The sequence below is a fragment of the Pedobacter sp. PACM 27299 genome, from assembly GCF_001412655.1.
Classification (GTDB): Bacteria; Bacteroidota; Bacteroidia; order Sphingobacteriales; family Sphingobacteriaceae; genus Pedobacter.
Map to the genome: position 1 here is coordinate 1,474,553 of NZ_CP012996.1, position 26,406 is coordinate 1,500,958.

Annotated in this window: 19 protein-coding genes; 13 read left to right on the plus strand and 6 right to left on the minus strand. The window is 40.1% G+C overall.

Going from position 1 to position 26,406, the window contains the following annotated elements; all coding sequences use genetic code 11:
- Nucleotides 1–50 precede the first annotated feature (50 nt).
- Nucleotides 51–3,038, minus strand: a complete 2,988-nt coding sequence (locus AQ505_RS06300) for a glycoside hydrolase domain-containing protein (protein WP_062547397.1) — start codon at nt 3,036–3,038, stop codon at nt 51–53.
- Nucleotides 3,039–3,249: 211 nt separating this feature from the next.
- Here AQ505_RS06300 and AQ505_RS06305 point away from each other — a divergent pair, with 211 nt between their 5' ends.
- Nucleotides 3,250–3,477 (plus strand): hypothetical protein, encoded by a 228-nt coding sequence (locus tag AQ505_RS06305; protein ID WP_157262213.1) that lies wholly within the window; start codon nt 3,250–3,252, stop codon nt 3,475–3,477.
- Here AQ505_RS06305 and AQ505_RS06310 read toward each other — a convergent pair.
- On the minus strand, nt 3,467–4,054 hold the full coding sequence (locus AQ505_RS06310; protein WP_062547399.1) for a DUF417 family protein: 588 nt from the start codon (nt 4,052–4,054) through the stop codon (nt 3,467–3,469). The genes AQ505_RS06305 and AQ505_RS06310 overlap by 11 nt on opposite strands.
- Before the next feature lie 66 nt (nt 4,055–4,120).
- Nucleotides 4,121–4,987: a helix-turn-helix domain-containing protein gene (locus AQ505_RS06315; protein WP_082461433.1), complete on the minus strand. Its 867-nt coding sequence runs from the start codon at nt 4,985–4,987 to the stop codon at nt 4,121–4,123.
- A gap of 185 nt (nt 4,988–5,172) precedes the next feature.
- Between AQ505_RS06315 and AQ505_RS06320 the strand changes: the two genes are divergently transcribed.
- The 10 genes from AQ505_RS06320 (at nt 5,173) to AQ505_RS06365 (ending at nt 17,397) form a co-directional block, all read left to right on the plus strand.
- Nucleotides 5,173–5,814, plus strand: a complete 642-nt coding sequence (locus tag AQ505_RS06320; protein WP_157262215.1) for a Crp/Fnr family transcriptional regulator — start codon at nt 5,173–5,175, stop codon at nt 5,812–5,814.
- Between the two features lie 67 nt (nt 5,815–5,881).
- A complete protein-coding gene (locus AQ505_RS06325; protein ID WP_062547400.1) occupies nt 5,882–6,676 on the plus strand; it encodes a sulfite exporter TauE/SafE family protein in 795 nt (264 codons plus the stop codon).
- 60 nt (nt 6,677–6,736) lie between these two features.
- Nucleotides 6,737–7,303: a YeeE/YedE family protein gene (locus AQ505_RS06330; protein WP_062547401.1), complete on the plus strand. Its 567-nt coding sequence runs from the start codon at nt 6,737–6,739 to the stop codon at nt 7,301–7,303.
- 71 nt (nt 7,304–7,374) lie between these two features.
- Nucleotides 7,375–7,788, plus strand: coding sequence for a DUF6691 family protein (locus AQ505_RS06335; RefSeq protein WP_062547402.1), 414 nt, complete (start codon nt 7,375–7,377; stop codon nt 7,786–7,788).
- Nucleotides 7,789–7,931: 143 nt separating this feature from the next.
- Entirely contained in the window at nt 7,932–9,287 is a 1,356-nt protein-coding gene (locus tag AQ505_RS06340; protein ID WP_062547403.1) for an MBL fold metallo-hydrolase, read from the plus strand.
- Nucleotides 9,288–9,466: 179 nt separating this feature from the next.
- Complete coding sequence (locus AQ505_RS06345) at nt 9,467–10,045, plus strand: RNA polymerase sigma factor (protein WP_062547404.1); 579 nt, start codon at nt 9,467–9,469, stop codon at nt 10,043–10,045.
- A gap of 71 nt (nt 10,046–10,116) precedes the next feature.
- Nucleotides 10,117–11,268: a FecR family protein gene (locus tag AQ505_RS06350; protein WP_062547405.1), complete on the plus strand. Its 1,152-nt coding sequence runs from the start codon at nt 10,117–10,119 to the stop codon at nt 11,266–11,268.
- A 312-nt stretch (nt 11,269–11,580) separates the two neighbouring features.
- A complete protein-coding gene (locus AQ505_RS06355) occupies nt 11,581–14,811 on the plus strand; it encodes a SusC/RagA family TonB-linked outer membrane protein (protein WP_197286313.1) in 3,231 nt (1,076 codons plus the stop codon).
- Nucleotides 14,812–14,823: 12 nt separating this feature from the next.
- Entirely contained in the window at nt 14,824–16,281 is a 1,458-nt protein-coding gene (locus AQ505_RS06360) for a RagB/SusD family nutrient uptake outer membrane protein (RefSeq protein ID WP_062547407.1), read from the plus strand.
- A gap of 6 nt (nt 16,282–16,287) precedes the next feature.
- Complete coding sequence (locus AQ505_RS06365; RefSeq protein WP_062547408.1) at nt 16,288–17,397, plus strand: metallophosphoesterase; 1,110 nt, start codon at nt 16,288–16,290, stop codon at nt 17,395–17,397.
- 335 nt (nt 17,398–17,732) lie between these two features.
- On the opposite strand, the gene AQ505_RS06370 is transcribed toward AQ505_RS06365, so the two are convergent.
- Nucleotides 17,733–18,605, minus strand: coding sequence for a LysR substrate-binding domain-containing protein (locus AQ505_RS06370; RefSeq protein WP_062547409.1), 873 nt, complete (start codon nt 18,603–18,605; stop codon nt 17,733–17,735).
- 133 nt (nt 18,606–18,738) lie between these two features.
- On the opposite strand from AQ505_RS06370, the gene AQ505_RS06375 reads away from it, so the two are divergent.
- Nucleotides 18,739–19,959, plus strand: a complete 1,221-nt coding sequence (locus AQ505_RS06375) for an MFS transporter (RefSeq protein ID WP_062547410.1) — start codon at nt 18,739–18,741, stop codon at nt 19,957–19,959.
- Nucleotides 19,960–20,017: 58 nt separating this feature from the next.
- Complete coding sequence (locus AQ505_RS06380; RefSeq protein ID WP_082461435.1) at nt 20,018–22,183, plus strand: S46 family peptidase; 2,166 nt, start codon at nt 20,018–20,020, stop codon at nt 22,181–22,183.
- 633 nt (nt 22,184–22,816) lie between these two features.
- Here the strand turns inward: AQ505_RS06380 and AQ505_RS06385 are convergent.
- Both AQ505_RS06385 and AQ505_RS06390 read right to left on the minus strand, forming a co-directional pair.
- Nucleotides 22,817–23,998, minus strand: a complete 1,182-nt coding sequence (locus tag AQ505_RS06385; RefSeq protein WP_062547412.1) for an AIR synthase related protein — start codon at nt 23,996–23,998, stop codon at nt 22,817–22,819.
- A 119-nt stretch (nt 23,999–24,117) separates the two neighbouring features.
- Nucleotides 24,118–26,304: a glutamine synthetase III family protein gene (locus tag AQ505_RS06390; protein ID WP_062547413.1), complete on the minus strand. Its 2,187-nt coding sequence runs from the start codon at nt 26,302–26,304 to the stop codon at nt 24,118–24,120.
- Between the last annotated feature and the right edge of the window lie 102 nt (nt 26,305–26,406).

Here is a 26,406-nt window from a genome sequence, read left to right on the forward strand (position 1 = left end):
AAGGAGCGGGGATTTTTTTTGACTTTTATTTTAGTGTAAAATGGAGTTGGTTACTTTTCTTTGATGACCAACATCCAGCCTTTTCCTGCGGTAACAGGGATCTCCTGATCTGCATTAAAGCTTGCTGCGGGCTGGAAGTTTTTAATCTCCGCTGCGGTAATGCTGGCTTTCGCAGGATCGATATTTAATGCTTTCCAGTCGATCGTTAAACGAATGCTGACATCAGTTGGTGCCCAGCTCGCCAAAGACACCAATGCCGTTTTATCTTTCTTATAAATAGTAACCGGTACATTGGTATCATTGCTCTTCACTGGATTGTTTTCTACCCAGTAACCGATCATTTTGCTGCCCTGCATGCCAAAGTTATCCCATGCTTTCCAGATCGGACGAGGGTCTGCACCATCACTCCATGGCATTCTGTTGGTCATGCCATACAGCATTCCTCTCCAGGCATTCCCGCCATCCTGCAGCATCTCGCCCATCAGGCCAAAAGGAATACCAGAGACTTCTGTTAAAAAGAAATCAGGACTGTTCTTGTCGTAATAGAAATATTCGCCGAACCATAACCTGTTCAGATAAGGGAAATGCTCCATATATAAGTTGGCACTGTTGTTAAAACCATCGCTTTTATTATACTGATTTGCAGAGTGTAAATCGATGATTCCCGGATGACCGTCTTTTGTCAATACTCTTTTTATTCTTTTCATAGTGGTACGGTCAAAAGCAACATCATCCAGGTAAATCCCGTCGATGCCTACATTTTCTACCAGCCAGTTCATACCTTCCACATAGTAGTTGTGCCACCTGCTCATGCCACTGTTCACCACCGCTGCATCTTTGATTTCCGGTACATACCAGGCAGCGATATAATCCTTGCCCAGGTGCTCTTGCAGCCAGGAATAACCTCCGCCATTTCCAGGGGAATAAATCTCATGTCCCAGACTCCTTAAGGGGAAAGTTTCATAAGCACTGTTGGATAGCTCACGAACAGTATTGTAGATCTTTACTTTTAAACCTTTCAGATGTGCTTCATTGAGGTATGATTTCATCTCTTTATGCGCGATAAAGGGATAATTGATATAAGGGTTGATCGGAGTGGCATGGTGGATATTGATCAGGTTGGCACCAGTAGCTTTGATCGTATCAAGATTATCATATTTATGATAAAAGCGGTTGCTCCATTGAAAATCGGTATTGATTGGGTGGAAAGGAGTAATGAGCAAATTAAAGTTGTAATACAGCGTATCTCCCTTTTTCATGATTTGCTCTCCGCTGTAGTTGTCGGCTAAAATCGCTTTTCCTTTTTTAAACACCTGGATGCCTCCTTTACCCTCATTTCCCCAGGAAGTAGGGAGCAGCAAAGGTTTTTGTAAATAGAAATTGGTATTGAGCGGGCGGACATAATGGTTGTCTTTTAAGGTGTATTGCAAGCCCGCGTTGACGTCGCCAATCCATGCCCCATCCTGATTTTTGTGGGCTACATCCCATTTCCATTTTAAGGAATCCGGCATGTTACCGCCTTTTAAGCCAAGACCCATCATGTATTTGGAAGCCTCTGGAGTAAAAGGAATGTGCAGGCGGACATCGTTCAGTTTCAGGTCCTGCAGGGCAATCAATTTCACGGTATAAGAAAGAAAGCCATCAAATTCTATCGTAGCTCCTACTTCCATTTTTAGACTGTCGGAAGTGTTTGTGTTATTCCATTTTACCGTTCCCGGCTGCTGTTCGGTAAAGGTTAATGGACCGTTTTTCCATACGAAATCTTTGTTCTTGCTGTTTTTTACATGGAAATGGATCGGTTCGGTTAGGATATCTTTTCCAGTTTTGGAAAATTCCGTCATTTCCGGCGTAAAGAAAGTCTGGATTTGCGCTGGAAAGCCGTCTTTGTTTAAAGTTACTTTTCTACCCAGTAATGAAATACTTTGGTCTTTGACCAGCAATGGAACATAAGGGGCAATGACGTCATTTTTTTGTGCAAGGGTAGAGTTTAGCCAGGTTAAACGAGTTTGCTTCCAGGGTTCGTTGATGCCACCATCTGCTAAGGTTTGGTTGCTAACAGTTAGGTTCAGCTGGATTGGGGTAGCCGGAACGCCATTGGCAGTTACGGTGACCGTACTAGTATACGTTCCGGGAGCCGTATTTTTAGGCAAATTAGCCAATACCCAAAGGGCTTGAACCTGAGCTTTGGCAACATCTACCGTTTTATGTAAGGTTTGTGTGTTCCAATCTTTGCCATCCGTATTCAGGCAGGAGAGTATGCTGGCGGGCAGGCGCGCTCCGCTTTTACTTTTAAGGTCGGTAAATTTTAGCTGTACATTTTTTAAGTCCTGTTTCACTGGATAAATGCCCAGTTGAAATGCGTAGTTTTCTCCCTTTGCCGCGGTACCTGAAAACAGCGGTTTCCAGCCTTTCATGATCCAGCGCTGCGGCAGATCATCGGTCATTTTTATTGGATTCAGGCGGTCTTCCGGAAATACAAAATAAGCTTGCTGCGGATGTGCTTTGATCAGGTCTTTAGTTTCTTTTGCTGTCGCGATCACCTCCATCGGATAATTGCTGTTCATGGCATTCACCGATTCAATTTCCTGGATTTTTACGGTAGCCAGGTTTGCTGCTGCCGATGGCCAGGAAGTATTCGCGCTGGTTTTTCTCTGCAGGTAAATGGCATTCGGGTAATTAGAACGGCCATCTACTTTGTAAGGTTGGTAATATACATAGTAAGTGCCAATTCCAGAACTCGGTTCAAAATAAATGGTGCCTTGTTCCCTATTGATTTCGCCAATCTTCAGTTGTTTTACCATCTGGTTGGTTTTTGCATCTACCACCCAAATTTCTTTTAGTTCTGGTTGCAGGTCCCTTCTGCGCCATGGAATGACAGCCTTTGCAACGGCTCCACTGCTGGTCACCTGGAGCACCACACGGTGGTTGCCCAGGGAGTCTGGATTCCAGGTATCCTTTCCATTGGTATATTTCAGCTCCTGTGCCGATGCAGCCCCGGCGAGAAAAACCAAAATAAATGGGACAAAGTATTTTTTCATAAAAACGGTTGTGTTGATTTTTATATTAAAATTAGGTGTTATTTATCACTGCTGTGGAAAAAAAAATAGCGCAACCGTTTGATTTGGAGTTGAAAGTAGGTTTGTGATGAAAATACAGGCCATCAAAACAATGATGATACTGCTGATGTTGTATGGAAAGTTTAGGATGGGGGAAGGTGATTAAAGAGAACTATTTAAACCTGATCTTGTGATGAAAAGAACAAGTATAATGCTCGTCATTCTGGGGATTGTCATGGCTATCGCCGGTATACTAATGATTCAAGATTTAAACTATGTAAACACCGTTGATGGACATACCAGACCAATGTATATCCAGGGAATCAGAACTTTCCCCTGGCTCGCTTTTCTGGGTGGTTTATTTATAGTCGTTGGTGTATTTTTTTACATTACTGATCTCCGGAAAGATCCTAAAGATTAACTGGCTGCTTATTTCTGATCAGGTATTGTCTGGCAGAATCACATAAGGCAGTAAAAGCCCCTGCCATCATGATCAGGTCTTTTATGACCAGTCTGCCGCGTGCGGAAAGGAGTGGAAATCCATGGTTAGGATCTCCAAGATCCGGTACCCAGGATTCTTTTGTGCTGATTAAAAAGGATAGGGTAACTACCGACATGAGGATCACCAATGCTGCTCCAGCCATCCCAATCCCTGGATGATAATGGTTTAATAATAAGGTGATGCCCATTAAAACGAGTACCGTACCTAATCCATAAGAAAACAGATAGGTGTGGTTGGCGCTATGCCAGGCGATTTTTTCGGGATTTGCTTCTCCTTCTTTCTGCATGTAGGGTTTATATCCGGTTGGATCTGCATAAAAGAAAGACATCAGTGCTGAATTGGCCACAAATGGCACAATCCCCTCTGCTTCATAGTGATAAACTTTTAAACCGCCAATCCAAATCAGGACGATGGCAATTGCAATTCGAATTAAACGGATACTCAGGGAAGATAAACCCGCAAGGGTTTGAAGGAGGGTAGTAAATTGACCAGACATAGCATATATATTGAGCTGGTAAAGGTCGGGATAGTATAAGGATCAGACCATGGACTATACCTCCGATTAGATGGACAAATCAGCCACTATTGAAATTCCGGTCTTTTCCCTGAAGATTTGCGGTGATACCCCTGTCATCTTTTTGAAGAAGCGGCTGAAATAGTATTCATCTTCAAAATTAAGTGCGTAAGCAACTTCTTTAATGCTTTTTCTGGTCAGATGCAGCAGTTTTTTAGCTTCCAGTATCAGGCGTTCCTGAATCAGGATGGTTGGTGTTTTACCGAAATACCTTTTACAGCGTTTGCTAAAGGTATTGGGGTTGAGGTGGAGCAGCTCTGCATAATCTGCAGGTTTACGAAGGCTCAGGAAGTTCTCTTCCAATGCGCTTTGAAAGGCTTCCATCAATTCTTCTTTTACCGGCTGTATTGCTGCTGGTTTTGATTTTAATTTAATGCGGCTGGATTGTGCCAGAAACAACTGCAGGTATGCCGTGAGTACTACCTCATTGGGCTGTTCCTGGTTTAGCTCTGCTTGTAGCTGCCCTAACAAATGATCAAATGATTGTGCTTCCTCTTGGTTTAAATTGATGGATGGCTCAAGAAAAATGTTGTTAAACAAGAGACCATTGCAGGCTACTTCCGCTTTATGGTAGGCGATACAGTAAAAATCACCATGAAACTGCAGCATCATCACTTTCGTTTTTGGAATATCTTTAAAATAGATGGTCTGAAAAGGGGTGGCAAAAAAGATGATTGGTCCTTCAAAAGAGAAGTTGCCGAAATCAGCCTGAAAAGAACCCTTCCCTTTTGGAATAAACAGAATGGTATAAACCGGATAGGATACAGGCTCGCCAAGCTGCTTCGCATCAACCTGCTGAAGTGATAACAAAGGGGCGCCTGATACTGAAATGATTTTTTTTTCTGTATATTTCAAGGTCTGGTGTTTTGAACAATTGGCTAAATTTAGGCAATAATTAAAGGTTAGTCAATCTAAATCTGTGATTACTCTTTCACTTAAGCTTATTCTTAACTGAATTCTAAACTTAGAATTTGGGGATAGCAATAAGTACTAAATCCAGTAATAAGTTTAAAGCATCAGCAATACTTCAAAAAGAATATATGAATTCCTCAAATATCAGTCATTATATAAATACGCTTTTTCCTCAGTTTGAACCGGCTTTAAAAAAGACGTTAATTGAGCAGGTTACGATCAAATCGGTTAAAGCTGGAGAACACCTGATGCAAACCGGGCAATATTTTAGGTCTACAGTTTTAATTGTAGAAGGACGGGTGAAGCTGTATCGGGAAGGCACCGATGGGAATGAGTTTTTTATGTATTACCTGCAGCCAGGTGATGCCTGTGCGTTATCGATGATTTGCGCTGCAAAACAGGAGTCCAGCGGGATTATGGGGAAAGCAATTGAAGACAGTACCATTTTAATGGTGCCTATTGCCTTGATGGATGAGCTGATGAAGCAATTTCCAAGCTGGTATTATTTTGTAATGGAAACTTACCGTTCTAGATTTGAAGAGCTGCTGGAGGTGATTGATGGCATCGCTTTTAAAGGGCTGGACGAAAGGTTAAAGTTTTACTTAGAAAAACAACAGCAGCAAGTCCAAAGCAATGAGCTTCATCTGACTCATCAGGAGGTGGCCAGCGACCTGAATTCTTCGAGAGAGGTGATCTCCCGATTACTGAAGAAGATGGAGCAAAGGGGTGAAATCAAGTTGTACCGAAATTATATTGAAATGATAAAATAATACTGCGTGACTTTTGTCACCGTAAGTCAGGTGCAGAATCTATAGCTTTGTTCTAAAGGAATAAAATATGGAAGTTATTGCATACCTGGCCTCAGCGCTGATTGGTATTTCATTAGGTTTAGTAGGCGGCGGCGGGTCGATTTTGACGGTGCCTGTATTGGTGTATTTATTTGGCGTTTCTCCATTGCTGGCCACTTCATACTCCTTGTTTATTGTGGGGAGTACGAGTTTGGTGGGTGCCTTCCAGAATTATAGAAATGGCCATGTACAGGTAAAAACAGCATTATTGTTTGGATTGAGCTCCGTGACTACGGTATGGCTGACCAGAAAGTTTTTAATTCCAGTGATCCCGCATCAAATTGCTTCTTTTGAGCATTTTCAATTGACCGAAAGGATGTTGATGATGGTACTTTTTGCCATACTGATGGTGATTGCTGCAATTGCCATGATCAGAAGTGGGAAGGATAATACTGCGGAATCTGTTGCTGTAAAAAGTCCAAACCTTGCGAAATTGACTTTTTTTGGCATTGGAATCGGCTTAACCACTGGTTTGCTGGGTGCCGGAGGAGGATTTTTACTCATTCCTACATTGGTGGTATTATTGGGATTGCCTATGAAAGAAGCGATCGGTACTTCTCTGTTCATCATCGCACTCAATTCCTTAATTGGGTTTTCCGGAGATTTTGGTCATTTCGAAATCAATTGGGAATTTTTATTAAAGATTACACTGATTGCTATTGCCGGGATTTTTATAGGAGGTAATATCAGCAGGAAGGTAGATAGCAGGAAGCTGAAAATTGGCTTTGGATGGTTTGTGCTGATCATGGGGCTGTATATCCTGACTAAAGAGATTTTTCATTAAAAAGTATTGCAGTCAACATTTTAAATGGTGTCTACTGAAACGTAAATAATTAACAGAAATATGAATATGATAATAGAGTTTATAAAACAACCCTGGCCTTGGTACTTTTCGGGTTTGATGATTGTGGTAGTGATGTTGTTACTCAATTTTTGGGGTAAGTCCTTTGGATTTTCTTCTAATCTAAGGACAATCTGCAGTATGGCTGGAGCAGGTAAAAAAGTGAAATTCTTTGATTTCAACTGGAAAGCGCAGCGCTGGAATCTGATGTTTTTGATAGGTGCTATCATTGGAGGCTGGATTTCTAAAGAATTCCTGGCCAATCCCAATGCGCTGGATTTATCAGCAGCTACCATAAAAGATCTTCAGGCGATGGGCATTCATTTTAACGGAGGTCTAAATCCAGATGAGCTGTTTTCTTTAGAGGCATTAGCTTCGCCGAAAACTTGGATTTTATTGCTTTCAGGAGGGATTTTGGTTGGTTTCGGTTCCAGATATGCTGGTGGCTGTACTTCTGGTCATGCGATTTCAGGCTTATCAAACCTACAGCTGCCTTCTTTGATTGCCGTCATTGGTTTTTTTATCGGCGGATTATTGATGACCTGGCTGATCCTGCCTTCCCTGATTTAAGGAATCATCAGTAAAGCCAATTTGATAGATAGTTTAGTAAAATAACGATTGTAAATTATTAAAGAAACAACATGAAAACATTAAAATATATCCTTGCCGGCATCCTTTTCGGCATCATCATGAGTAAATCTGAAGCCGTTTCCTGGTTTCGAATCCAGGAAATGTTCCGTTTTCAATCATTTCATATGTATGGAATCATTGGAACGGCAGTGGTGCTTGGTGTGATTGCCGTGTTCCTGATTAAAAAGTTCCATCTGAAAGATTCTGAAAATCAGCCGATTGTTTTTCCTGATAAAGACAGGCAGTATAAAAAATACATCATTGGAGGAACAATTTTTGGTCTGGGCTGGGCCCTAACCGGTGCCTGTCCGGGCCCGATGTTTGTAAACCTTGGTTATGGTTATTTAACCATGGTCATTGTCATTTTTGGCGCTTTACTCGGAACTTACCTTTATGGATTGTTAAAAAATAAATTGCCGCATTAAAAGAAACATAAAAAAGCAGTATTGACCAGGTACATGCTGCTATGTGATATAAGTCACAAAACAACTGCTTTTTTATACTGAAATTTGTATATGATCAACGCTAATAAGGCATAGATTAAGTTTTTAATTTAAATAAATAAAAGATGATTATAGAACAGTTTAAAGATGAGTTTTTAGCCCATTATAGCTATGCAATATTGAGCGAATGTGAGCAAAAAATCGTATTGATTGATCCTGCGCGTAATCCTGAACCGTATTATGAATTTGCAAAGAAATTTGAGGCTCAGATTATTGGGGTAATAGAAACACATCCTCATGCCGATTTTGTGAGCAGCCACCTGGAAATTCATGAAACTACCGGTGCTAAAATATATGCACATAGCTTAACTGGTGTCGCTTATCCGGTGCATCATTTTGATGAAGCAGAGACGCTTAGCTTTGGTAAAATAAAACTGACCAGTATTCATACGCCAGGTCATTCTCCAGATAGTATTTCGGTATTGCTGGAACATGATGGCAAAGCTACAGCGGTTTTTACTGGTGATACCTTGTTTATCGGTGATTGCGGCAGACCGGATTTAAGAGAATCGGCAGGCAACTTACAAGCGAAAAGAGAAAAACTCGCCCTGCAAATGTACCACTCACTAAGGGATAAATTGATGGTGTTAGGAGATGAGGTAATCGTATACCCTGCTCATGGTTCGGGTACATTATGCGGTAAGGCCTTAAGTACGGCAAATTCGAGCACTATCGGAGCGGAAAAAATCAGCAACTGGTCACTGCAGGAAATGACAGTGGATGATTTTATTAAAGAGCTGACCACCGATCAGCCATTTATTCCTAAATATTTTGGTTATGATGTAGACCTGAACAGAAAAGGTGCAGCTCCTTTTAAGCCCTTAGTAGATCAGGTTGAGCTCATCAAACAGCCGGAACTGGAAGAAATTAATGCCACCATTATCGTGGTAGATGCCCGTCCCGAAGCTGAATTTAAAGCTGGTCATTTTCCTGGAGCAGTTAATATTGTATATGGTAAAAAGTTCGAAACCTGGCTGGGCAGTATCATCAGACCCGGAGAACACTTCTATTTAACAGCTTCAAGTCCGGCACATTTAAAGGAATTAATTGAGCGGACTGCAAGTATCGGATATGAAGGCTTTATTGAAGCCGCTTTTGTAACGCATTCCGGTGATGTATTGATGCCTGTATTACCTTTGGAATGCTTTATCGCCAATCCTGAAGAGTTTACCATTATCGATGTCAGGAATGAAAATGAAGTGAAAAAGAAAAAGGTATTCGCCAATTCGACAAACATTCCTTTAGGAGAGCTTAGAGAAAGGATCAAAGAGGTTCCTGCTGATAAACCGATTGTGGTGCATTGCGCAGGTGGCAGCAGAAGTGCTGCTGGAAGTAGTATTATTGCTGCTGAACTTGGCTCGAGGACCCCTGTTTACGATCTTGGTACAGTGGTTAAAGATTTCGCAAAAGCAGAGGATTAACTGCTTTAAATTCCTGCAGCCAATTAAATAAGTCCCAATGAATTTGTTTGTATGTTGCTCATAATTAACAGTTTATTTGGGCTTAACAATTTGTTCATACTGCTATGGACTGATTTTTACAGAAAAAATAATTAATATTGAGGAGGATCTTTCTGAAAAATGGGAATAAATCCTGAATAATGACTTCGTACACCGCCTTAGCTGATATTGATTTAGTTGCCCATTTGAAAGAGGGTGACAAGGCTGCTTTTACCGAAATTTACAACCGGTATAAAGGCTTATTGTACATCCACGCCTATAACAAACTCAGAAATCAGCCAGAAGCGGATGATGTAGTTCATGAGCTTTTCGCCAGTCTCTGGACCAAAAGAAATGACCTGATTTTAAAAACACATCTTTCTGGTTACCTTTATCAGGCAGTTAGAAATCGGATTATAGATTTGATTTCTCATAAAAAGGTAGCTTCGGAATACATGGTTTCCCTACAGTATTTTATTGACCATAGTGAAGGCCAGACTGACCATTTAGTAAGGGCTAATGAACTGACAGCCCTGATCGAAAAAGAAATCACCGCATTGCCGCCAAAAATGAAAGCAGTTTTTGAACTGAGTAGAAAGGCTAACCTTAGTCATAAGGAGATTGCTGTGCAATTGGATCTTTCAGAATCTACCGTCAAAAAGCATGTCAATAATGCACTTAAAATCCTCAGAGGGAAGTTCGGTATTGTTATTTATCTGCTGTACATCAGCTATAGATAAAAAAAATCATTTTTTTTTACGCCCAAGGTCCAGGCTAACCGTCTATAAGGTAATTAGCGGTTAAAATTGGTATGCAGGCAAAAGAATTATTAGACAAATATAAAGCAGGAAATTGTACAGATGCGGAAAAAGCAATTGTAGAAACCTGGTATCTGAAATTCTCAAAAGAAGGAGCGGAGTTAGCGTCCTCAGATCTCGAAGCGGCGACGGATAGGATCTGGGACAGATTACCCATCCATGAAACAGCAGAAATGCCAGTTAAAAAAACTGTTTTATGGCCGCGTATTGCCACCGCTGCTGCCGTGCTAATGGTTGCAGGAATCGCTTTATATCTTTTTAGCAATAACAACGCTGCTCATAAACTTGCTGATTTATCCACGGAAGAGAATTATGGCATTAAAAAGCCCATCCTTCCAGGCGGCAATAAAGCAGTGTTAACCCTTGCCGATGGTCAGCAGATTACGCTGGATGAAGCTGGAAACGGTAAACTAGCAGAACAATCTGGCATCACCATCACTAAAACCAAGGACGGTCAGCTGGTGTATACGGTTTCAGCAGCGCTAAAATCGAACACCGTAAAAACGGCGATGAATACGATTGCTACTCCTAAAGGTGGACAATACCAGATCAATCTTCCTGATGGGACTAAGGTGTGGCTGAATGCTGCATCTTCTTTACGTTACCCTACCGCCTTTACTGGAGAAAACAGAGAGGTGAGCCTAACTGGAGAAGCGTATTTTGAAGTAGCTAAAGCAAATCCTGCACAGTCATTCAAGGTGTCTACCAGCACACAAACGGTAGAAGTACTCGGTACTCATTTTAATATCAATGCTTATACGGATGAACCAAGTACGAAAACCACGCTATTGGAAGGTGCAGTAAAAGTATGGAGTAAAGAAAGAGCAGACCGTTCTTTAATATTGAAACCAGGACAGCAAGCTGCATGGACTGGAAATCAATTCCTTGTTAATTATGACAAAGAAGATGAAGCTGTGGCCTGGAAAAATGGGGTGTTTAAATTTGAAGACGCCAATCTGGAAAGTGTGATGCGTTCTGTAGCCCGTTGGTACGATTTAGACGTAACCTATGAAGGGGCACTTCCTGCCAGACAATTTTCAGGAGAAATTGACAGAAACAGTAACCTCTCGCAGGTGCTGGATATCCTTAGCTTCTTTAAAGTGCATTTCCGCGTAAATGGAAAGCAAATTATAGTAACCCCTTAAACAGGGACCCCGATTGAACTTATAAATACCAAACCATACTCACCAAAACAAACCCATTTAAGATGAAAACAAGACTACGAGAGCATTGACACCACAAGGGATAAACAGCGTCTTTTTCAAGATATAAAGAACCGCAGAAGTGTTCGAGCACAACTGCGGTAAATGCTGAGTTAACCCTTCCCGGCAAAGATCCGGGACAAACAATTTGCAAACTATTCACGGTATTAACCCAAACATTACAAAAGTATGAATTTTAATGCTATTACTACAGCTATGTCCAAGACTTGGCTGCCCCCTAAATTGCTACTGATTATGAAGTTGACCACCATCTTGTTGTTTCTGGCTTTTATGCAGGCCAGTGCAAAGGGATATAGCCAAATCAATTTAAAAGAAAAGAATGCACCGCTGGAAAGGATTCTAGAATCTATCAAAAAGCAGACGGGTTATGTTTTCTTTTATGACAGCAATGATGTCCGCCAAACCAGGATGTCTATTGAGGTGAAAAATGCTTCTCTTGAAACGGTATTGAGAGAATGTGCAAATGTGCTTCCCTTAACTTTTAAAGTGGTTGGTAATAATGTATTGCTAAGAAGAAAAGATCTGGCCATTGCGATGACTAATGATGCCTTCAAAATGATGGTATTAAAAGGAAAAGTATTAGATGAGATCGGAAAACCTCTTCCAGGTGTGAGCATTGTGCTGACCAGCGATGATTTTAAACAAACTGCGCAAACTAATGGTAATGGAGAATACTCCTTCAACCTTTCAAAATCTGGTAAATATCAGATGACTGCTTCATTTGTTGGTTATGAGAAATTTGTATCTCAAATAGAGGTTAAAAACACAGATGTAATGGCCAACATTAACATGGTTCCTTCTAATCAGGACCTTGCAGAGGTAATGGTGGTTGCCTATGGCACTCAAACAAAAGCTTCTTATACAGGATCTGCGAAAATGTTAAAAGCAGCCGTGATCAACGGTAATCCAAATGTGAGCATTCAGGAAACTTTACAAGGAAATGTAGCTGGTGTAGCTGTTTCCAGTGGATCAGGGCAACCAGGTGCAGTGCCTAATGTAAGGATTCGTGGTATTGGTTCTGTTTCTGCAGGTAGTAGCCCACTTTATGTAGTGGATGGTATTCCTTTGGAATCTGGACAAATCAATAGCTTGAATAATTTTGACGTAGAGTCGGTAACAGTATTGAAAGATGCTGCAGCTGCTTCAATGTACGGTTCCAGAGCGGCAAATGGGGTGATTTTAATTACTACCAAGTCTGGCGTTGCTGGTAAAACAGTGATCAGTGCTTCTGCTCAGGTAGGTACAAATAAGGTAACTAAAGTGAAAGGTCATGACTTGTTAAATACCAATGAAATGTTGGAGTTGTTGAGAGAAGGATGGGCGAACAAGAAAAATGACCCGGCACTTTTTGATAAACAAATGGTTACTGATGGTGTAAATTCTAATGTAAATACAGATTGGTATGATTTACTGACACGTAATGGAAACTATTCTCAATTTGATCTTTCTGCAAGTGGTGGTACTGAAAAAACGAAGTTCTATATTTCAGGAAGTCATTACGTGGCTAAAGCAGCTTTATTAGGCTCAGAATTTACACGCAGTACAGGAAATCTGAAATTGACTAACCAGGCTACAGACAAACTGTCGTTTTCTGGTGGATTACAAGTGAATTACCGCAAAAATCAAACTCAGGCAGATGGTGGAACTTTCGGAAATCCAGTACGTATGTATACGCTTTATCAGCCTTGGCTAAAAGCTTATAATGATGATGGTACTTACGATTTCAGTTATTACAACAGATATAATCCAATGGCTCAGGTAAAAGAGAGTTATGATAAAAGCAATGCTTATGGAATGCTGGGTAATTTCTTGGTGAAATATCAGATTCTTCCTTCTTTATCTATTGAAAACCAGAGTAACATCAATTTCTTATACAGAGAGATGATCAGCTATAATAAATCTGGGGTTGGTACTTCGCGTACTGATGGTGGAAGAGCTACCAATTCTACAGATAGAATGAGCAATTTCGTCAACACCTTGATCCTTCGTTACAACGAAACTTTCGGTGATTTTGGCTTGAAAACTTATGCGGGTTATGAAGAACAAAGCGTGGATGAAGTAGGAAATTATGTTTCTAAACGTAACTTCCTGCCTAATACTTATACTTTAGACAATGCTTCTATTTTAACTGCTGGTGGATCTACTGCAACAGGTAATTCTTTGAGTTCAGTTTTCTTCAATGCTTCATTTGATTATTTATCGAAGTATTATTTAAGTGTTTCTGCACGTCGTGATGGTTCTTCCAGATTCGGTTCAGAAAAAAGATATGGTAATTTCTTCGCCCTTGGTGCTTCATGGAACATCAGCAAAGAAAACTTTATGCAGAAACAAGATGTGATTTCTGATTTACGTTTCCGTACCAGTTATGGTGTAAATGGAAACCAGGACATTGGTAACTTTGATTCCAGAGCATTATACAATGGTTCCAGCTATGACAATGCACCAGGTTTAGTTTTCTCTAACTATGGTAATAATTTGCTGACCTGGGAGAAAAATAAACCTTTCAATGTGGCCCTTGATTTCGGTGTATTGAACAATCGCTTAACAGGTACTTTTGAGTATTATACCCGTGCGACTTCAGATTTGTTATTGGACAAACCAATTTCATCAACCAATGGCGTAACCAGCTTCACGGATAACATCGGTGCCATGAAAAACTCAGGATTGGAACTGGAATTAAATAGTGTCAATATTAAACCTGATAATGATGGTTTTGGCTGGAATACCAGTTTCAACATCTCTACAATGAAAAACAAAATTACCGCATTAAACAATCCGATTGTAAGCGGTGGTTACAACCGTTTTGTAGGTGGCGATTTCTATCAATTGTATCTGGTAGGGTATGCAGGTGTAGATCCTTCAAACGGAGATGCATTGTGGTATAAAGATGGTTCAAAAACTGAAACCACAAACGATTATAACAAGGCTACTCAGTTTAACCAAGGCAGTGCTTTACCGAAAGTATTTGGAGGTTTAACGAATACGCTTTCTTATAAACGTTTCTCATTGAGCTTCATGCTATACTTCAACTTAGGTAATAAAATCTTTGATAACTACGGTGCAACAAGTTTCAGCGATGGCTCAGGAGGCTTTGCCCCAACTACGAAGATGACACGTTACTACTATGAGAACAGGTGGACACATGAAGGTCAGATCACAGATCAGCCTAAAGTGGTATTCAACGGAACACAATCAGGTTCTTCTTCTCAGAGCTCAACACGTTTCATGTATGATGGAGACTATGTGCGTTTGAGAGATGTAACCTTAGGTTATCAATTGCCAAATCAGTGGATCAAAAAACTAAACTTATCTAGTGCAAGGATTTATTTCAGAGCAAATAACCTGTTTACTTACATCAGAGATAAACGCATCAGCTTCGACCCTGAAGTAGGTATTGAAGGATTTGCAGATAAAAATATCCCGATTTACAAAACTGCACTCCTAGGTCTTGATCTTAAATTTTAATTACAGCTACAGATGAAAATGATAAAATATACTTCAAAAATATTACCATTAATTGTGGTAGCCTTATCCTTTGGCGCTTGTAAAAAGGACTTGCTGAACATCAATCCCCAGCAGCAAACTGATGTGGAATTGGTAGTGATTGATTTACCAACTACCAAAGCTGCGGTAATGGGTACTTATGGTCTTTTACAGTCCTCTGCCTATTACGGACGTACCATGATGATTTTGCCGGATCTAATGGCAGATAATATGTATATCAGTAAGAAGAACTCTAAAAGATATACCAATTACGATCAATATACAGTAGCCACAAATGATAGTTATTCAGCTGCAACCTGGAATATCTTGTACCGTACTGTGGTGAACGCGAACATCATCATTTCTAAAGGAAAAGCATTGACCGTTCCGGAAACCGAAACTGCCGAAGTAAATCACCTGATTGGGGAAGCTCATGTGTTAAGAGCATTGGCTAATTTTGATTTGGTACGTCTATATGCTGCACCTTATAATGCGACTCCAGATGCCAGCCATATTGGTGTGCCGGTAGTGAGCGTAAGTGGTACGAGTAAGGAAGATATCATCAGCCCAAAAAGAAATACGGTAAAAGAAAGTTATGATTTGATCGTAGCTGATTTGAAAAGAGCAGTAGAAATTTTACCAGCTGCTCCGGTAGGATTTACAGTGATTAACAAAGGTCATATTGGTCGTTTTGCTGCAGAGGCCTTATTAGCAAGAGTATATCTGTACATGGGCGACTATGTAAATGCGGAGCTAGCCGCTACAGACGTAATCACTAATGGTAAATATACTTTGCTAAGCAATGCGAATTACTTGAATTTCAGAGTTCAAAATAACTCGGAGTCAATCTTTGAAGTGGTTTTCAATACCACCAGCAACAATGGTACAGATGCTTTATCTAACTTCCTGACTCAAGGTGGAAGTTATGGTGATGGCCTGGCCACCGAAAATCTATTCAATGCTTACAAAGCAACGGATGCGAGAAGAGGTTTTGTGGTCAAAGGTAAAAGAACGGGTTCAGGTGGTGAGGATCCTGCTTATGTGATCACGAAGTACAATAACATCAGTACTTATGAGGAAGGCATCAAAGTGATCCGTCTTGCAGAAGTTTACCTGATTCGTGCAGAAGCCAGAGCAAAACAAACTGGAAAAGATGCTTTAGCAGCAGCTGATCTTGATGTGATCGCTAAACGTGCTGATTTAACGGCTACTACAACTACGGCAACCGGACAAGCTTTAATCGATTTGATCATCAATGAAAATAGGAAAGAATTTGCTTTTGAAGGACACCGTTTGTTCGACTTAACACGTAATAAATTGGCTTTTACTAAATATGGTATGAGTGATTTTGTGCTTCAAGTCCCTAATAATTCTTTGAAAACCGTTCTTCCAATTCCTTTGAGAGAGATGAACGCAAATCCAAATATGGAGCAAAACGAAGGTTATAAATAACGAATTATGAAATTACTAACGATAGTCTTGCCGCTGGTTTTCAGCTTCCTCAGTTTAACTGCTTACGCCGCTGCTCCTTCTGGAGATGGTCCTTATGTATTGTATAAAAACAACCAGATTGAAGTAAGCAGTATTGTGGTGGAAAACGGTGTGCAGAAAGTGAAACTGGAAACTTACCCCTTGAATAAGAAGTCTGGGGTACCGATAAATGTGGAGTTTTCTGAACATCCGGAATGGAATTTCTCTCTGAAATTGCAATCTGTACTGAAAAATGAACCAGCAGAATTTAAGCAGCCGGATAAGCTCCTTGCTCTTTCTGACATAGAAGGGGAATTTGAAGCATTAAGGAAGCTGCTGCTGGCCAATAAGGTAATGGATGAGCAATACAACTGGACCTTTGGTAAAGGACAACTAGTGATCTGTGGTGATTTATTTGACCGCGGACAAGAAGTGCCAGCTACCATTTGGCTGCTGTATAAACTCGAGCAGGATGCGAAAGCTAAAGGAGGGTATTTACATACGATTCTTGGCAATCATGACATCATGAACCTAAGTGGCGACCTGCGTTATGTAAAATCAAAATATTTCGACAATGCGAAGCTGATGGGCCTGGATTATATTCAGTTATACGGTCCTGATGCTGAGCTTGGACGATGGTTAAGAAGTAAAAACCTGATCGAAAAGATCGGTGATAATCTTTGTCTGCATGCAGGCGTAGCACCTATCATCAATACTTTGAAGATGAGTTTAAAAGATATCAATAACCGTTGCAGACCTTATTATGATCAATATAAAAAACCAGGAATGATTCCCGATAAAGAGGTTATGATGTTCTTTGATGGTACACGTTCTTCTTTATTCTGGTACAGGGGATACTTTGTAGAGCCTAAAGCAACTGAGGAGGAAATAGATCAGACTTTGGCACTGTATAAGGTGAAAACCATTATCGTTGGCCATACGATTACCGATACCAATGTAGGATTTTATTATAAAGGAAAGGTATTAGGAATAGATGTGAATCAGCATGCAGGAAAGCATGAAGGTGCTTTATACGAAAATAAAGCCTGGTATAAAATTGATACAACAGGTCAAAAAAACAATATTGGAACCTATTAAATAGGGGATTCCTTAGGGGGGATCATCCATCATCCACATTCAAAAATAAGCCGTCTCATAGTTAATTATGAGGCGGTTTTTTTTTGCTCTTACTCCTTACTGCGCTTCAGCTGAGCACTGACCCAGTAATGAGGCTTTATAGATGGTGTTTATTTGTTAATTAATGATTTAATTTGGTGTTATTATCAATAATTTGTGTTAGTTTTAATCCTGGTATTTAAAGAGAATAGGATATTTTGATAATACTGGCAATAATTTCTGTCGGTCGCTAATGAAAAAAGGCCTGTCAAATACATTCCGGGGGGAGTGAAATATCTTGATATTTGTCCGCTCTCTTATACTATCTTCAGCAGCTCTTCTATAAAAAGAGTTGCTGATTTTTTTCTAAAAACCCCCTTCTGCCATAAAATATAAGCTTCTTTATACAGCTCTTTTCCAGTAATCGGTATGGCAACCAGATCGTCCCAGCCAGTAATGGTCTTTTCATTGATAATGGTGACCCAGTTTCCGGTATCCACTAAAGAAAGTAGTGAATGTGTATCATTCATCTCTATTTTAATGTTCGGAATGATGTTGTTTTTTTTGAAAATTTCGTCCAGCATGTCTCTGGAGCTGAATCCTTTGTTGGCTAAGATCATTTCCGTTTGAGCCAATTCTTTTAAAGAGATCTTGTTTAATCCCGCTAAGGGATGCTTTTTGGAGGTCACCATTTTTATCCTGGAAGAAAATAGCAATTGCATTTCCAATCCTTCATTATCAGATTGCTCATGAAAGGCGAGGATAAAATCAAGATCTGCGGTTTTTAGCCGGGCTTCCAATTCTCCGGCAATGCCGGATTCGATATGTAGTTTAATGCCGGGATATTTATTGGAGAAAGGGGTAAGAGAGGGGAGAAGCAAAGAAATGAAGGCATACGTCACGCCAATTCTCAGCTCTCCATTCACTAGGTTGTTCAATTCAAAAATCGCTTGCTTGGATTTCTTGATCTCCAGCATGATCTGCCTGGCGTGGTTTAGAAATAACTTTCCTGCTTCAGTGAGCTGTACATGCTTGCCCACCCGGTCGAATAATAGCATACCCAGCTCTTCTTCCAGTTGTTTTACCTGCTGTGATAGGGTGGATTGGGTCACAAAACATTGCTCCGCGGCTGCAGTGAAATGCAGCAATTCTGCCGCCTTGATGAAATAACTAAGTTGTCTGAATTCCATATTATTTTCGGGTTTAGAAAGGTGCTAATCGATCGTTAAAACTAATCAATATCATTAAAACTATCAATTTTACAAATATATTCTTTATCCCGAGATTTGAGGTGTGACAAAAAAAGCTCACCAATAAAATCGCATGACATTATTTCGATCCCTCAAATCCCGCAACTTTAAACTGTTTTTTTACGGACAATCTATCTCCCTGGTGGGTACTTGGATGCAGAAGACGGCAGTGAGTTGGTTGGTATATCAGCTCACAGGATCTGCGTTATTATTAGGTGTAGTTGGCTTCGTAAGTCTGATACCTTCTTTATTATTATCACCTTATGCGGGAAGTCTGGTCGATCGACATAATCGCTATAGAATTTTAGTACTTACGCAGATCGCCTCGATGTTACAGGCAGGAGCCCTGGCCGGAATCATATTTTTTGGCTATTATAACATTCTCCTCATCGTTGCGCTGAGTTTGGTCCAGGGTATCATTAACGCATTCGACATGACCTGCCGACAATCGATTATGGTGGAAATGGTAGATCATAAAGAAGATTTGCCAAATGCGATAGCGCTCAATTCTACCATGGTGAACTTTGCCAGAATCGCTGGTCCTGCCGTCGCCGGAATCATTCTGAGTACATTCGGTACAGACTTTTGCTTCATTTTGAACTTCCTGAGCTATGTCCCCGTATTGATCTGTCTGTTCATGATGCGACTAAAAGCAGTTGAAATTATAAAATCAGAGAAAAGTATCTGGAAAGAGCTGGATGAGGGATTTAAATACGTTTCCGGAGATAAAAACCTGAGCAGTATGTTGATCATGATCGGCCTGAGCAGCTTGTTTGTGATCCCTTTTAATACCTTGATGCCCATCTTTGCCAAAGATATTTTTAATGGAGATGCAAGGACTTTTAGTTGGTTTGAGAGTGCTGCCGGACTTGGCTCTATCATTAGCGCAGTTTATCTGGCCAACCTGAAACACAGCAATGGCCTCATGAAAATGGTGACCATCGCCGGTGGAATCCTGGGCGGTAGCCTGCTGTTTCTGGCCTATGCACCTCAATTGCCATTGGCTTTGTTTTTCATGACGCTTACAGGAGTAGGAATGATGGGACAAACATCTGCCATCAATACTTACATACAAACACATGCCGTTCCAGAGATGCGCGGCAGGGCAATCAGTTACTATGTAATGGCTTACCAGGGCATTCTTCCTATCGGCAGTCTGCTGATTGGCTGGATGGCTAATGTAATGGGCCCGAGACCAGCCATCTTCTTAGAAGGACTAATCGGCATTGCCGCCACTGTAGGCTTCGTGATTTATAGAAGTAAATATGGGGAAAGAAAGACGGTAACGGTGTAATGTATACTTATTAATGGTCACAATTACTTAACTTTGGGTAACAAAACTAATTTATTATATCATGAGAAAAACAGTTTATCTGCTGTTGTGTGCACTGGTTATGTCCTTTGCAAACACAGTTAAGGCAGATGAAGGGATGTGGATCCCGATGCTGATAGGAAAGAACTATGAGCAAATGAAGAAGCAAGGTTTTAAGCTAACCGCAAAAGACCTTTACAATGCAAATGGCTCCAGTCTGAAAGATGCAATCGTTCATTTCGGTGGCTTCTGTACTGGTGAGATCGTTTCTGATAAAGGACTGATCTTTACCAATCACCACTGTGGTTACGATGCAATCGCCTCAAATTCTACTCCTCAGAATAACATCCTTGACAATGGTTTCTACGCTAAAAATTATGGCGAAGAGAAACCTATCGACGGATTGTTTGTGAAATTCCTATTGAAAATGGAAGATGTAACACCACAGGTTGAAGCCGCTACAAGAGGCCTTACCGGTGCTGAGAAATCTTCTAAAATGCTGGAGGTATTCAATACGATCGCTAAAGCCGCTGTAACTGGCCCAACCATCGAAGCGAATGTGAAAGATTTTTATAAATCTAACCAGTTTATCCTTTTTGTATACGAGCGTTTCGACGACATTCGTTTAGTTGGTGCACCTCCTCAAAATATTGGTAAATTTGGCGGTGATACAGACAACTGGGAATGGCCACGTCAGACCGGTGATTTCTCTGTATTCAGAGTTTATGCCGGTAAAGACAATGCGCCTGCAAAATATACAGCAGCGAACGTTCCTTATACCCCTAAAAAATTCCTTCCTGTTTCTATCAAAGGAGTGAAAAATGGTGATTTCTCGATGGTTTATGGCTATCCTGGTCGTACGGACAGATATTTAACTTCTTATGGTGTAGATTTAGCCACTGAAAAAGTAAGTCCTACGATCGTTAAATTACGTGATATCCGCCTTAAATCCTGGAAACAGGAAATGGATAAAAGCGTAGATACCCGTTTGAAGTTGTCTTCTCAATATGCAAATATTGCCAACTACTGGAAATATTATATCGGTCAGACAGAACAGTTGAAAAGACTGAAAGTTGCCGATTCAAAAAGAAAAGAAGAGAAAGCTTTCACGGATTGGGCAGCTCAGAAAACTGAATTCGCTGGTCTGATGGAACAATATGCTCAGATCTATAAAGAAATCGACCCGATCTCTGTACAGCGTACCTATATCAATGAAGGCTTTATGGCTTCTGCATGGGTGCCTAATGCAATTACTATCGTACGCTCTTTTGCAGCGGTAGATCAGAAAAAAGGAGATGCTGCTTTCGCTGAAAAAGTAAAAGCAAGCCTTCAGGCTGCTGCAAATGCTTATGAAGAAACTTATGTTGAAGCTGCTGATAAAAAAATCTTCGCTAAAATTCTAGCTAGTTTCTACCAGGATGTTCCTGTGAAATCTCAGCCTAAATTCTTCGCGGAAATCGCAGAAAAATACTGGACAGGAAACCCTGAAACTACTTTCGAGAAGTTCACAGATTACCTATGGGAAAATAGTAACCTGATTAAACCAGCGAAATTGAAAGCGTTCATGGCTAAAAACCCATCTATCGAAGAGGTTAAAGCCGATCCAGGTTATAAATATGCGGCCAATGTATATCCTCCAGACTACATCAAAACTAATTTCGGTTCTCTAGTAGCTGATTTTGAAAGCAAAAAAGCAGATCTTGATCACCTGTATTTAAAAGCTACTCTGGAAAAAAACAAAGGTAAACTGATGTATCCAGATGCAAATTCTACCATGCGCCTTTCTTATGGTAACGTTCAGGACTACTCTCCGAAAGATGGTATCGTGTATAAAACGACTACCACTATCGATGGTATGATGCAAAAATATATCCCTGGCGATAGTGAGTTTGACCTTCCTGCAAACCTGATCGAAAACTACAACAAAAAGAACTTCGGTCAGTATGGTAACGACGGTACCTTAACGGTAAACTTCATCACTAATAATGACATTACTGGCGGTAACTCAGGTTCTCCTGTTATCAATGGTAATGGGGAGTTAATCGGTCTTGCTTTTGATGGTAACTGGGAAGCAATGAGTGGTGATATCGCTTTTGATAAGAAATTTAAACGTACAATCTGTGTGGATGTGCGCTACGTGTTGTGGTGTATTGACGTGTTGGGTGGTGCGAAAAACATTATCAATGAGTTGTCTATTCGTAAGTAATAGGTAAAAAATATTTACTCTTCTCCTACTCGAATCTTTGCTGAAGAGCAAACCTTCGCAGGTAGTCAAAGAGAAACATTTTTTCCTGGAAAAAGGATAATCCTGCATCATAATTGTACAACAATAAGGTGTTTAATCATGATGCAGGAAAATAGTAAGGATCAGACGCCAAGTCTGATCCTTTTTTTATAAGTTGGATATTTGCTTTTAACCGATTTTATTTGAGCGTTTGCCGCTAGTTGTTAGTCTTATTTAATAACTATGGTTTAGGACTTTATTTAACAACTCTGGTTTAGGGTTTTATTTGACAACCTTGGTTTAGGGTTTATATTTAATAAGCGTGTTTAATAGGTATGTTTAACAATCCTGGTTAATCATTCTGCTTAGCAGCCCTACGGAATAACCATCCTTTTTAACCTTTTTGTTCGAATGCAGGTAAGAATAATTAATGTTAAAAAAAGGAATACCTTCTCAGAAAAGGCTTAGAAGGTTTTACGCCCTTCAGCGCAAGGCTTTCCGCCTTTGAAGAGCGAGGTGTTCCTTTTTTACCTCCTTAATTTCACAAAACAAGAAAACCGGCAATAAAATCACCGGTTTCCTTTATAAATCACGCTATTCAGCGAAATTAAATACTTAATTATAAACAAACGTACCTTTTTCGCTTTCTATAGTCACTTGTTTCTGCTCAGAAGCTTCTACACGTCCAATAATTTGCGCATCAATATTGAAGCTTTTAGAAATGGCGATAATATCCTCAGCAATTGCTGCAGGAACATATAATTCCATTCTATGGCCCATATTGAATACTTTGTACATTTCTTTCCAATCTGTGCCAGACTGTTCCTGAATTAGCTGGAACAATGGAGGAACAGGGAACATATTGTCTTTAATGATATGAACATCATCGTTTACGAAGTGAAGCACTTTAGTCTGCGCTCCGCCACTGCAATGAACGAGTCCGTGAATCTGACTTCTATATGCGGTTAAAATCTGTTTGATCACCGGAGCATAAGTACGTGTAGGAGAAAGCACCAGTTTTCCAACGGTAATTTCTGTATCCTCATCAATCTTAATGGTATCCGTTAACTTTTTGCCACCAGAAAATACCAGGTCAAAAGGAACAGAAGGATCAAAGCTTTCTGGATAGCTTGTGGCCACCGACTTATCAAAAACATCATGTCTGGCTGAAGTAAGCCCGTTAGAGCCCATACCACCGTTATATTCAGTTTCGTAAGTAGCTTGTCCGGAAGATGAAAGACCAACGATCACATCACCAGCCTGAATCTTATGGTTGCTAATGATCTTTTCTCTTTCAATTCTGCAGGTTACCGTAGAATCTACAATGATGGTGCGCACAAGGTCGCCTACATCAGCAGTTTCACCGCCTGTAGAGTAGATCGAGATGCCTAGTTCTCTAAGTTCAGCAAGGATTTCTTCAGTACCATTGATGATTGCAGCAATTACTTCTCCTGGGATCAGGTTTTTGTTACGTCCGATAGTAGAAGATAAAAGGATTTGGTCTGTAGCTCCTACACAAATCAAATCGTCGATGTTCATGATGATGGCATCCTGAGCAATTCCTTTCCATACGGAAATATCACCTGTTTCTTTCCAGTATACGTAGGCTAGGGAAGATTTAGTTCCTGCACCATCTGCATGCATAATGTTGCAGAATGCGTCATCATTCCCTAAAATATCAGGTATGATTTTACAGAAGGCTTGCGGATAAATACCTTTATCTATATTCTTGATGGCTTGGTGCACATCTTCTTTTGACGCAGAAACGCCACGTTGGTTGTACCTGTTATCACTCATGTTGTTGCAAAGATAGGGAAACGGCCGAATGTTGAGGCCTTAACCATAAAAAAATAACCCTTCAAAATTCATTGAAGGGTTATAAAAACTAAAATTTAGTGGTTTATTGAGGTTTGGTTCTATTTCAAAAACAATAATTCTCTGAATTTTGGAAGAGGCCATACACTGTCGTCAACAATTTGCTCCAATTTATCAGTGTGGTAACGGATCGTATCGAAGTATGATTTTACATTCTCATCGTAAGCGATTGCTTTATCACGGCTATCTTCAATAGCATTCGTTTGTTTACGTTCTTCCAGCATCTTATCGATGTTTACTTTCAGACCGCTTAAATGCTCAGACACTTTATTGATGATGTTAACAGGAGTTTCCAATGCTTCTTTTGAAACGCCTAGATCTTTAAGACCTTTAGCATTTTCAATCAATACATTTTGGTAAGTGATCGTTGCAGGAATGATCATGCTGTTTACCACTTCACCCATTACCCTTGCTTCGATTTGAAGTTTCTTGTAATAGCTTTCCAATAAGATTTCATGACGAGCGTGTAATTCACGTTTGCTGAAGATGTTTGTATTGGTGAAAAGCTCAGCAGTTTTATCAGATACATAAGCATCTAATGCTTTTGGTGTGGTTTTGATGTTTGATAAACCACGTTTCGCAGCTTCATCTTCCCACTCCTGGCTGTAACCATTTCCTTCAAAACGGATGTCTTTTGATTCTTTAAGGTATTTTTTGATGATGGTTAATAGTGCCACATCTTTTTTCTCACCCTTTTTGATCAATTTATCAACTTCAACTTTGAATTTATTCAATTGATCAGCAACGATAGCGTTTAATACCGTCATTGGTGCTGAAGAGTTTTCAGAAGAACCTACTGCTCTTAACTCAAACTTATTACCAGTAAAGGCAAAAGGAGAAGTACGGTTACGGTCGGTCGTGTCAAAAGAGATCTGTGGGATCTTAGGAATACCTAACCATAATGAATCTTCGCTTTTTACTTTCTTAATGATGCTTCTTGAAGATTCAATTTCATCTAGCACATCGTTCAATTGAGAACCAAGGAAAATAGAAATGATTGCAGGTGGAGCTTCGTTAGCACCTAAACGGTGATCATTGCTCACTGAAGCAATACTTGCTCTTAGAAGATCTGCATGTTCGTGTACCGCTTTAATCGTGTTCACGAAGAATGTTAAGAACATTAAGTTATTTTTAGGCGTTTTTCCTGGCGACAATAAGTTTTTGCCGGTATCCGTGATCAACGACCAGTTGTTGTGTTTACCTGAACCATTGATACCTGCATATGGTTTCTCATGTAATAACACTTTGAAGTTATGTTTTATAGCAACTTTCTCCATTAAATCCATCAACAATTGGTTGTGGTCAATGGCAAGGTTGATTTCTTCATAAATTGGTGCACACTCAAATTGAGAAGGCGCAACCTCATTGTGACGGGTTTTCAAAGGAATACCTAATTTTAAGGCTTCGTTTTCAAAATCAACCATGTAAGTGAATACACGCTCAGGGATAGATCCAAAATAATGATCTTCTAACTGCTGTCCTTTTGCAGAGATATGACCAAATAAAGCACGACCTGTTAAGGCTAAATCCGGACGAGCATTATACAATGCGCGATCAACAAGGAAATATTCCTGCTCAATACCTAAAGAAGCGGTTACTTTAGTGATGCCTTTGTCAAAATACTGACAAACGTCAACTGCAGCTTTATCTAAAGCAGATAATGCTTTTAAAAGAGGGGCTTTATAATCAAGGGCTTCACCTGTGTAAGCAATAAATACAGTAGGAATACAAAGTGTTTTACCTGCTTTGCTTTCCATAATGAATGCTGGAGAAGAAGGGTCCCATGCAGTATATCCACGTGCTTCGAACGTGTTACGGATACCACCATTAGGGAAACTTGAAGCATCTGGCTCTTGTTGAACCAATGCACTTCCTGCAAATACTTCAATTGCACCATCCTTACTTGGCTCAAAGAAAGCATCATGTTTTTCTGCTGTAGAACCTGTTAATGGCTGAAACCAGTGCGTGTAGTGTGTCGCACCTTTAGACATAGCCCAAGTTTTCATTGCAGTAGCGATGTGGTTAGCATCTTCATGGTTAATCAGCTCACCTTGGTCAATCGTTGAACTTAATTTTTCAAATACTTCTTTTGATAAGAAGTCTTTCATTTTTTTCTTATCGAAAACATTCACTCCGAAAAACTCAGAAATCTTAGTCGAAGGCGACTTTACTTCTGGTGAAATTCTTGATTGTGCCTCTTTTAATGCAGTTGTCCTTAAGCTTTTCATTTATTTGTTTAAAATTTGGTCAAAAATATATTTTTTGTTTGGTATTTCTCTTGATTTGTTTGTAAAAATACGAATGTCAATAGATAATCAAAGAAATATTTC